This is a genomic window from Bradyrhizobium sp. Leaf396 (assembly GCF_001424605.1).
In the GTDB taxonomy this organism is placed as follows: Bacteria; Pseudomonadota; Alphaproteobacteria; order Rhizobiales; family Xanthobacteraceae; genus Bradyrhizobium; species Bradyrhizobium japonicum_C.
In genome coordinates, this window is the sequence record NZ_LMQJ01000007.1 from 197,103 (window position 1) to 207,026 (window position 9,924).

The 9,924-nt window shown below is 63.9% G+C and carries 7 protein-coding genes; 3 read left to right on the plus strand and 4 right to left on the minus strand.

Features of this window, described 5'->3' with window-relative positions; genetic code table 11:
- Window positions 1-157 precede the first annotated feature (157 nt).
- Window positions 158-904, minus strand: a complete 747-nt coding sequence (locus tag ASG57_RS09690) for a YebC/PmpR family DNA-binding transcriptional regulator (protein WP_024337578.1) — start codon at window positions 902-904, stop codon at window positions 158-160.
- Window positions 905-1,113: 209 nt separating this feature from the next.
- Here ASG57_RS09690 and ASG57_RS09695 point away from each other — a divergent pair, with 209 nt between their 5' ends.
- The 3 genes from ASG57_RS09695 (at window position 1,114) to ASG57_RS09705 (ending at window position 5,814) form a co-directional block, all read left to right on the plus strand.
- A complete protein-coding gene (locus tag ASG57_RS09695; RefSeq protein WP_024337577.1) occupies window positions 1,114-2,859 on the plus strand; it encodes a methyl-accepting chemotaxis protein in 1,746 nt (581 codons plus the stop codon).
- Window positions 2,860-2,964: 105 nt separating this feature from the next.
- The gene (locus tag ASG57_RS09700; protein ID WP_057196148.1) at window positions 2,965-4,389 is read left to right on the plus strand and encodes a methyl-accepting chemotaxis protein; all 1,425 of its coding nucleotides are present in this window, start codon (window positions 2,965-2,967) and stop codon (window positions 4,387-4,389) included.
- 288 nt (window positions 4,390-4,677) lie between these two features.
- Window positions 4,678-5,814 carry a DSD1 family PLP-dependent enzyme gene (locus ASG57_RS09705; protein ID WP_057196149.1) on the plus strand — a complete coding sequence of 379 codons (1,137 nt, stop codon included), beginning with the start codon at window positions 4,678-4,680 and terminating at the stop codon, window positions 5,812-5,814.
- A gap of 345 nt (window positions 5,815-6,159) precedes the next feature.
- On the opposite strand, the gene ASG57_RS09710 is transcribed toward ASG57_RS09705, so the two are convergent.
- From ASG57_RS09710 to ASG57_RS09720, 3 genes are all read right to left on the minus strand, one after another.
- On the minus strand, window positions 6,160-6,573 hold the full coding sequence (locus ASG57_RS09710) for a hypothetical protein (RefSeq protein WP_024337574.1): 414 nt from the start codon (window positions 6,571-6,573) through the stop codon (window positions 6,160-6,162).
- Between the two features lie 584 nt (window positions 6,574-7,157).
- Window positions 7,158-7,412: a hypothetical protein gene (locus ASG57_RS09715; RefSeq protein WP_057196150.1), complete on the minus strand. Its 255-nt coding sequence runs from the start codon at window positions 7,410-7,412 to the stop codon at window positions 7,158-7,160.
- 21 nt (window positions 7,413-7,433) lie between these two features.
- On the minus strand, window positions 7,434-9,272 hold the full coding sequence (locus ASG57_RS09720; protein WP_057196151.1) for a serine hydrolase: 1,839 nt from the start codon (window positions 9,270-9,272) through the stop codon (window positions 7,434-7,436).
- Window positions 9,273-9,924 lie beyond the last annotated feature (652 nt).

Sequence of the window (9,924 nt, forward strand, 5' to 3'; positions counted from 1 at the left end):
TTTGAGGAGCGAGGCTGTCCACCACGCGTTCTGCCGTCACACGCCGCAAAGGGGGTATCCATCACGCCGCGTGTAACTGTATCGCTCCGGCGTGCCTGGAATACTGGATCGCCCGCTTTCGCGGGCGATGACAGCCGTGGACCAGACCAGCAGCTGCCTAGCCGCCCATTTTCGCCATCAGCGCGTCCGACACCTCGAAATTGGCGTAGACGTTCTGGACGTCGTCGTGCTCGTTGAGCAGGTCCATCAGCTTGAGCAGCTTCTCGCCGGTCTCATCGTCGACTGCGACGGTGTTCTGCGGTTTCCAGATCAGCGCGGCCTTGCGCGGCTCGCCGAACTTGGCTTCCAGCGCCTTGGCGACGTCGCGATAGCCTTCGGTCGAGGCGTAGATCTCGTGACCGCTCTCGCCCGAGACCACGTCGTCGGCGCCTGCCTCGATCGCGGCATCCAGCATCGCGTCGTCGGAGGCGACGCTGCGGTCGTATTCGATGATGCCGGTGCGGTCGAACATGAACGACACCGAGCCGGTTTCGCCGAGATTGCCGCCCGATTTGGTGAAGAAGGAGCGGATATCCGACGCCGCGCGGTTGCGGTTGTCGGTCAGTGCCTCGACGATGACGGCGACGCCGCCGGGGCCGTAGCCCTCGTAACGGATTTCGTCATAGTTCTCGCCGTCGCTGCCGATCGCCTTCTTGATGGCGCGCTCGATGTTGTCCTTCGGCATGTTCTCCTGCCGCGCTGCGATCACGGCGGCGCGCAGGCGCGGGTTCATGGCGGGGTCGGGCGTCCCCAGCTTGGCCGCGACGGTGATTTCCCGCGCCAGCTTGCCGAAGATCTTCGACTTCTGGGCATCCTGCCGCCCCTTGCGGTGCATGATGTTCTTGAATTGGGAATGTCCGGCCATGCGTGGTCTCTTGGGATGTTCTGGGAATCGTACGCCAATGGGGTGGGAAACGCGGCCTTATAGGCCCCCACCCCACCGGAATGAAAGAGCCTCTGATACTTTAGGGTAATAGCATACGGTTTCATGCCTAGAAGTGAGGCATCGTTAACCGTGACTTCATTCCAGCCTGCGAAAATAACCTCGGCCTGTCCCCCGACAAGAGAGACCTGATGGCGTTCGGACTGTTTCGGAAGCGTCTGCCGGAAATGCCCGCGCCCTTGGCAGCCCCTGAGGCTGCGCTTTCGGCGCCCCATTCCGAACCCGCCCCCACCGAAGGCGATTCGGCCCGGGAGATCCTGGAACTGCTTGAGCTCGAGCTCGGCGGCATGATCCGCCAGCTGGAGCGCGCCGCCAATTCGGTGGCCGGCGGAGCCGAGGCGACCGCGGCGACGCTGGCCGCCATTCGCGACCGCACCGACGCTCTGACCGGCCGGACCAACGCGGCGCAATCGACCGCATCCACCTTCGCCGATGCCGCCGACAAATTCACCCAGTCCGCGCAAGGCATCGGCGCGCAGGTCCGGCAAGCCGGCAAGCTCGCCGACGAGGCCAGCACCGCGGCGCAGGAAGCGCGCGCCAATGTCGACCGCTTGCGCGAGTCGTCCGCTGCCATCGGCAACGTCGTGAACCTCATCGCGCAGATCGCGCGGCAAACGACGCTGCTCGCGCTCAACTCGACCATCGAGGCCGCGCGCGCCGGCGCCGCGGGAAAGGGTTTTGCGGTCGTCGCCACCGAGGTCAAGGCACTCGCGGTGCAGACCCAGAGCGCGACGGAAGAGATCACCAAGAAGATCGATGCGCTGCAACGCGATGCGGCCGGATCGGCGGACGCGGTGCATCGCATCTCGCAGGCAATCGAAGCGATCCGTCCGGTGTTCGACACCGTCAACGGCGCGGTCGCCGAGCAGAACGCCACCACCAGCGAAGTCTCCGGCAATGCCGCCAGCGCTTCGGAATTCATCATCTCGGTCGGCGAGAGCGCGGCGGAGATCGACGCGGCAACCAAGGCGGCCGAAACCCACGGCGAGAACGTCGCCAGTGCCGGCAAAGCGGTCACCACGTTTGCACAAAAGCTGAAATCGCGCTGCGCCGTGCTGCTGCGCCAGAGCGAGCATGCCGACCGGCGCAAGACCGAACGGCTGCCATGCCACCTCAAATTCGAGACCACGCGCGGCGTGATGCCGGTCTATGAGATCGCGATGGACGGCGTGCTGATCGGCGGCGCCGATGCCGGCCGGCTCGCCCCGCAAGCGACGATCGAAGGCAGCCTCGAAGACATCGGCACCTGCCGCCTGCGGGTGGTCGAGCAATCGAAGGCCGGCGCCCGCGCGCAATTCGTCAATGCCAATGCCGCGCTCAGCGAGAAGATCGAGGACAAGCTCTGGTCGATCCATGAGGAGAACACGGAGTTCGTCACCCGCGCCATGGAGGCCGGCAATGCGCTGACGAAGATATTCGAGCAGGCGGTTGCACGCGGCGAGGTCAAGATGGAGGATCTCTTCGACGTCGACTACGTGGAAATTGCAGGCACCAATCCGCAGCAATATCGCACGAAATATCTGGACTGGGCCGACCGTGCGCTGCCGCCCTTCCAGGAGACGTTCCTCGCCAAGGACCCGCGCATGGCGTTCTGCGCCATGGTCGACCGCAACGGCTTCCTGCCCGTGCACAACAGGATCTATTCGCACCCGCAGCGGCCGGGCGACGTCGCCTGGAACACGGCGAACAGCCGCAACCGGCGCATGTTCAACGATCCGGCGGGGCTGGCTGCCGCCCGCAACCTGCGCTCGTACCTGGTCCAGAGCTATGCGCGCGACATGGGCAACGGGAACACGGTGATGATGCGCGAGATCGACGTCCCGATCCGCGTCCAGGGCCGGCACTGGGGCGGATTTCGCACCGCCTACAAACTGTAGTGCACGCTCAGGCAAGACACCGGCTGCGAATCACCCTCTAAGCCGAGCTGGAATGGGAATGCCGCCGAGAGCCGATCAACGGCCCTGACTGGAGAGAGCCCGTACATGTCCCAGGCACAGCTTGCAGTAATGGACACCGGATCGAACCGGACGCTCGCCGAGCGACTGATCGACCAGCTCGCCGACCGCATCGGCGGTCTCGGCGTGGAGCTCGCCGACATCGCCGGTAACGTCCAGGAAGTCGCAAACCGCGTCGCGAACCAGTCGGAACGGTTCCATCATCTGCAGAAGACGGCCGAGACGATGGTGTCGGCCAACCATGACATCGCCAATGCCTCGCAGGCGGTGCAGACGACCACGTCCGCCGCGGTCGGCGAGATCGCCCAGTCGCGCAGCGCCGTCGATAACGCGGTCAGCCACATCTCGGAGCTCGTCGCAGCCGTGGAGCGGATCGAGGCGCGCCTGAGCGCCGTCGGCTCGGCGCTGGCACAGGTGGCGAAGGTGTCCGGCTCGATCGAGGCGATCGCCAAGCAGACCAACCTGCTGGCGCTGAACGCCACCATCGAAGCCGCGCGCGCCGGCAATGCCGGCCGCGGCTTCGCGGTGGTCGCGAGCGAAGTGAAGAACCTGGCCGAAGCCACGCGCCAGGCCACGCACCAGATCTCCGACACCGTGCGCGATCTCGACGGCCAGATCGAAGGCCTGATCGGCGAGAGCAGCGACGCCTCGCAGCGCGCCAAGACCGCCGGCGAAGGCGCGCAAGCGATCTCCGGCATCATCTCGCGCGTCCAGCAGGGCTTTGCCTCCGTGGAAGCGGAGATCGACAGCGTCGCGCGCGCGGCAACCTCCAACCTCGGGCATTGCGACACCGTCATCAGCGAGCTCAACGAGCTCGCCAAGGGCGTCGACCTGTCTTCGCGCGACCTCAAGCACGCCGATGAGCGGGTGGCGAAGCTGCTCGACACGTCCGAGGGCCTGATCGCGCTGATCGCCGACAGCGGCGTGGAGACATCCGACACACCGCTGATCCGCACCGTCGTCGAGACCGCGAAACGGATCTCGACGGAGTTCGAGGCCGCGATCGATCGCGGCGAGATCACTCTCGACCAGCTCATGGACGAGACCTACCGCGAGATTCCCGGCACCGATCCGAAGCAGTACCTGACCAGCTATGTCGAGTTCACCGACCGCGTGCTGCCCGCGATCCAGGATCCGATCCAGAAATCGGATCCGCGCATCGTCTACTGCGTCGCGTGGGCGAGGAGCGGCTATCTGCCGACCCACAATCCGAACTACCGCCTGCCGCAGGGCAAGGACCCGGTCTGGAACAACGCCAATTGCCGCAACCGCCGCCTGTTCACCGACCGCACGGTGAAGAAGGTCGCAGGCAGCACGAAGCCCTTCCTGCTGCAGACCTACCGCCGCGACATGGGCGGCGGGCAGTTCGTGCTGATGAAGGACCTGTCCTCGCCGATCATGATCCGCGGCAGGCACTGGGGCGCCTTCCGGATGGGCTTTCGGCAGGGGTGACCGACCTTTCGGGCTCGCGCGCCGCCCCCGCACAACAAAACGCGAAAACAACCCCATGCACAGTAGCCTTGGCGGGTGGCATCAATGGCCTGCGCCGAGCAATGGCCCGTTTTGACTCGTCGGGCAAAACAGGGGTAGACTGCCAATATTCCGAAATCACGAGGACGGCGCCTCCCCGCACCTGCCGAGAGCATCGAAGCCGCCTGAAATGGTGCTGCGGCCGATGTTGCCCTAGAAATGCCGCAGCGCGTTCGAGGCGCGAACCCTAACACAATCAACCGGTTTTCGATGTCCCTTCCACCCGCCCAAATCGGCGCGCCGCTCTCCGAGATCGATACACCGGCGCTGATCATCGACCTCGACGCCTTCGAGCGCAACCTCGAGACGATGGCGGCGGCGGTCGGCAAGCTCGGCGTCCGGTTGCGGCCGCATGCGAAGACCCACAAGTCGCCGATCATCGCGGCCAAGCAGATCGCGCGCGGCGCGGTCGGCATGTGCTGCCAGAAGGTCGCCGAGGCCGAGGTCCTGGTTGCGGGCGGGGTGAGCGACGTGCTTGTCAGCAACGAGGTGGTAGGCCTGCGGAAGCTGGAACGGCTCGCTGCGCTGGCGCGCCACGCGCGCATCAGCGTTTGCGTCGACGATGCGATCATGGTCGAGCAATTGTCGCACGCCGCGGAGCGGGCAGGATCGCAAATCGAAGTCCTGGTCGAAATCGACGTCGGCGCCGGTCGCTGCGGCGTCAGGCCGGGGCCGGCGGCGGCCACCCTGGCGCGGCAGGTGGCGGCATCACGCTTCCTGTCGTTCGGCGGCTTGCAGGCCTATCACGGCTCTGCCCAGCATTTGCGCACGCCGGAGGAGCGCCGCGCGGCCATCGCCGGTGCCGCGAACGCGACCGCGGAGACACTGCGCGTCCTCAAGGACGCGGGCTTTCAGTGCCGGACGATTGGAGGTGCGGGAACCGGCACATTCGAGCTCGAAGGCGCGAGCGGCATCTGGAACGAATTGCAGGCGGGCTCCTATATCTTCATGGACGCCGACTACGCCAAGAACCTCGCCGACGGGGCGCACAACGCCAATCTGTTCGAGCATGCGCTGTTCGTGATCGCGACGGTGATGAGCACCGGCGCCGGCGAACGCGCGGTCATCGATGCCGGCCACAAGGCGCTGTCGAACGACAGCGGATTTCCGGTCGTGCTCGGCCGGCCCGACCTGCGCTATCATCGGCCCTCCGACGAGCATGGCCTGCTCGATTTCGACAGCGCTTCGTCGCGGCTCGCGCTAGGCGACAAGGTGACGCTGATCCCCGGCCATTGCGAACCGACCGTCAATCTCTACGACTGGTATGTCGGCGTGCGCGGCTTCCATACGCCGAATGCCCGCGTGGAAGCGCTTTGGCCGATCGCGGCGCGCGGCGCGGTCACCTGAGATCGGCGCGTGATGGCGCGTCGATCTCCACCGTCGTCGCGGACAACGAAGTGCAGATCCGAGACCCATATGCCACAGCATTGGTTGGGCGAGACGCGGAGTGACAAGCTTTGCGAAGCAACTACGCGCTTGGGGTTATGGGTTCTGCCCCCTCGTTCGCAATTGCGGGCCAAGGCGTACACTCATGATTCGGGACTGCCCGTTTCCAAGGGACGAGCAGACGTGGCCTGTCCGGCTGGGAACGTGTGCAAATGACCCGAAGCGGCCCACATCGCATTCCGCGAGCCTTGATCAATCAGCGCAGGTCGGATTAACGGTTGCAGCAGTAAACAGCATTGTGCCTAATCAGTCATTCGCGCCGATATCCGTGAAAAGGAAGCCCGCCGGCGTCTTAGTGAAGACGAAGATGAGCTGGCCGCAGAAGACTGAGTAATAGTCATTGTTCTGTTGATCGCGATCGTAGAAGGCCTTGCCGCGCTGGATACACGCGCGATTCTTCGCCGTGAACGAAGTCGGATAGATCTTGGTACGGAATTGCGCGGCGTCGCGAATTGCGTTGTCATTCATGAAGGGCAATTGCGTCATACCGGCAACGGCGGCGGAGTCGTTTGCGCTCAGCGCCGCGCGAAACTTCTCCATGAAGCCATCGAATTCCTTCTGTAAGGCAGGAGAAGCGACGGGGCCCTTCGGCGTCGCGGCGATGGCCGGCGCAAGGTTCACGATGGCGATTGCAAGCATAATTCTCAACAAAAGGCGCACGGGCAGGCTCCGTTAGTCTACCAATCAAAGGTGTTCCGCATCCATGGTGTTCTGTCGCGTCCAGCACCTTCTGGTTCACCAGCGCAGGGTTGACCTGCCCCACGCGTGAAGCGACAGCGTTCTCCGAGATCCCCCGCTTATCATGAATGAATGCCGGACAGGCTAAAGAGCCTGGAGCAGATACCAGACGAAGTACGCAGGAAACGAAGCGGCAGAACGCCCCGGGGCCGGCCTGTTACTCGAAACGGTCCGTAAAGAAGTGAGGCCGTCTCAGTTGGTGGTCGTTTTCGTTTTCAGTCCCATTGACTTCCGCTGCTGGCCCGATTGCGAAGTTCGGGCGGCGCCCACAATTGTCGGCTCATCGAGGTAGACCGGAAGCAACCGGCCTATCTTCCAAGTTGGCCCTCGTTGTGCATCGGCGTGGGCTCTCAACCATGATCGGCGCGGGGTCCCACCACTCCATTTCATTCAATTCAATGGTCTGAAGGGCACATGGCGACGCCAATTAGGCGTCCCTATTCGATCAGCATTCGCAAGCCTCGCGCAGCGCCTTGTTGCGCCTGGCCCCGGTAAGATTTCCAGCACTATTCTTCCCAGCGGTCTTCCCATTGCGGAGCACCGTCATCAAGTGTCGCGTCGATGTCAGTGCCATCCGGGACGTTCACCTTGAGATCGTGCTTGGCTATCCTCGGCCTGTTGCTCATGATGTCGGCGCACTTCATCATCTGCCCCTTCCAGGACGCGCCGGCGAGCCGCCGATGAAAGCAACGAGTTGGAGGCTGGCGCGCTTTGGCAACTGGATGAGCGTCCGCCAGAATCCTCACCGGGTCGTGGAACACAGTGAATGATCCGACACCACCTCAAATCGCGTCGCCCGCCGGCCAGTCGGTGATGCCGTTCTTGATCGTCCATCCGAGATTGTCGATCGCCGCTCGCATGGCGTTGAGCTGGGCGTCGTTGCGGGTGTTGGCGAGGATCGCCCAGCAGAAGCCGTCGGAGGTCCGGACCAGTTCGCTGATGGTGCCGGCGAAGTCGCCGAGATGCCACCAGTTGCCCGCGCTGTTCACGGCCCAGCCCTTGGCGTAGTTGGCGGCTCCGCCGCCTGCAGCCGGCGCAGTGGTGGCGGTCGCCATGGTGGCGACGGTCGTAGACTGGAGCAGGTCCGGCCTCGACGGGAAGCCGTCGAACCGGAGCGCGATGCGCAAGAGGTCGGTCGGGTTGGCGATCCAGCCGCCATGGGCATCCATGCGAGCGACGGGCAGGGCGTAGGGGTTAAACGTTCCCTGCTGGGTGTAGGTGACCTCGTTCGAACGGCGCTGAGCCAGGGTGTCTCCGGCGATGTGCATGTCCGTCACGCCGCAGGGCGCGAGCACCCGCTGTCGCACGAAGTCGGCGTAGCTCAAGCCGGACACCTGCTCCAGCACGCGGCCGAGCACGCAATAGCCGAAGTTCAGATAGTCAAAGATCGCACCCGGGTTGTTTGCAAGCGTGAGGCCAACCATCTGGCCGATCAGATCCGCGTGTGTGGCGCTGGGCTGGCCGAACATCGGGTCCTGCGCGCCGCTCCAGCCGCTGGTGTGCTCAAGCAGATGCTGCACTGTGATTTGCGTGACCCGCTGATCCGGATAGGGCAGTGTCCCGAACTGCGTGCCGAGGATGCCGCCCTGCCCGAAGACCCGATCGGTGAGCGCCAGCAATCCGGCTTCGATCGCCCGGAAGACCGCCATCGAGGTGATCGGTTTTGACACGCTAGCGATACGAAAGAGGTGGCTTGGCAGGACCGGCGTTCCGGCGCTATCCGAGTTGCCAAAGGCGCGTGCGAACATCAGCGCGCCGTTGCGGGTCATCGCGATCGAGACACCGGGCACGTTGTGAGCGGTCATGAAGTTCTGCACCGCCTGGCGGATCGTCGTCTCATCACGATCCGACAGGAAGGGCTTGTGCCAGATCGAGGCGTAGTGAACCGTGCCGCCCTCGGGATACCCGTTTACCTTGACCAGCCGATAGCCGCGATTCACCAGGGCGTTGAATTCCGTCTGATGTTGCGCGGCGTCGATCCCGTGCCGGGCCTGCCAGGTCAGGTCCGGTCCGCGGCTCCAGAGTGCCGCGTAGCGGGTTTGCCCGCCGTCCAGGTAGCCGCTCACCCGGTGCAGGATGAAGCCGTGGGTGGCCCAATGATTGAACTGCTGCTGGTATTCTCCGGCCGTCATGCCGTGGCGTGCCACCCATTCCGGCGTCGTTGTCCGCTCCCATATGGAGGCGAAGCGCACTTGGCCGGCTTCGGTGTAGCCACACAGGTCCACCGGGCGGAAGCCTTCGTTCGGAAGCGTGTCCACCTGGTTCTGCCATTGTGCCGGGGTCAGGCCATGCCGCGCCCTCACTTCCGGCGATGGGATGGCCTGCCAGATGGAGCTGAAGCGTATCCCGCCTGCCGTGTCATGACCGCTCACTGCGATCGGGCGGAATCCCTGGGCGGGCAGGGTCGTGAACAGCTGCTGGTGCGCGGCTGCGTTGATGCCGTGGCGTACCTGGGTTGCGGGTCCCGGTGATTGCTCCCAGACGCCGGAGAACCGTTCGACGCCGTTGGCGCTGCCGCCATTTACGTCGATGGGACGAAAGCCCTGGTTCTTCAGAAGATCGAATGCGCCTTGATAATCAGCGCCCGAGAGGTTGTGACGGGCCTGCCATGCGGGGACCATGTGCGCCTCTTGCTTGCCGATGTTGCGACTGATGCTTCAACAGACAGAGCGACATCTGGCTCAGCGCCTCGTTCGCTCTTCGTGAATGACGTGCAATACGGTCCAAGAGTATGGGCTTTCGGAGAGCGGCGGTGTGAGCTCGCTCACGTTCTGCAAAAAATGGCGGCGTCATGAGAGTCGCATGGGGCTGTGTTTCGGCGCAGGGTCTCGACCATGATCGGCGCACGGGTCCCGCCGTACAATTCAATGAAGTCAACGTCCTGAAGGGGTTCGACGCCGCCGATGGGGGGCAATGTTCATTGAGCATTCACATCTTCGAAGACCGCGCACAAAAGTGCGGTGGTCGCCGTGTCGAACATCAGATGCCCCCAACAAGGGAAAGTAGGATCTTAGCCGAATTTTCCCGGTTTTGGATTCAGGCATGTTAATCCGGAAATGCGGATCTGAGGCAGCAACGGATTTGAACATTCCGAGACGCAGGGCAGTCAGCTTCGGCTTCCAGACTTATTGCGGACGTCCCGCCAACCGCATGTGAAGACCGCTAGTGACCCAGATGTATGGACCGGCTGCGTTTCGCAATAGAGATCGTGCGTAGGTTTCGGAAGTCGCTGATATGTATCCGGCCTGTCTGATCGGCTCGCGGGCCGTGGCC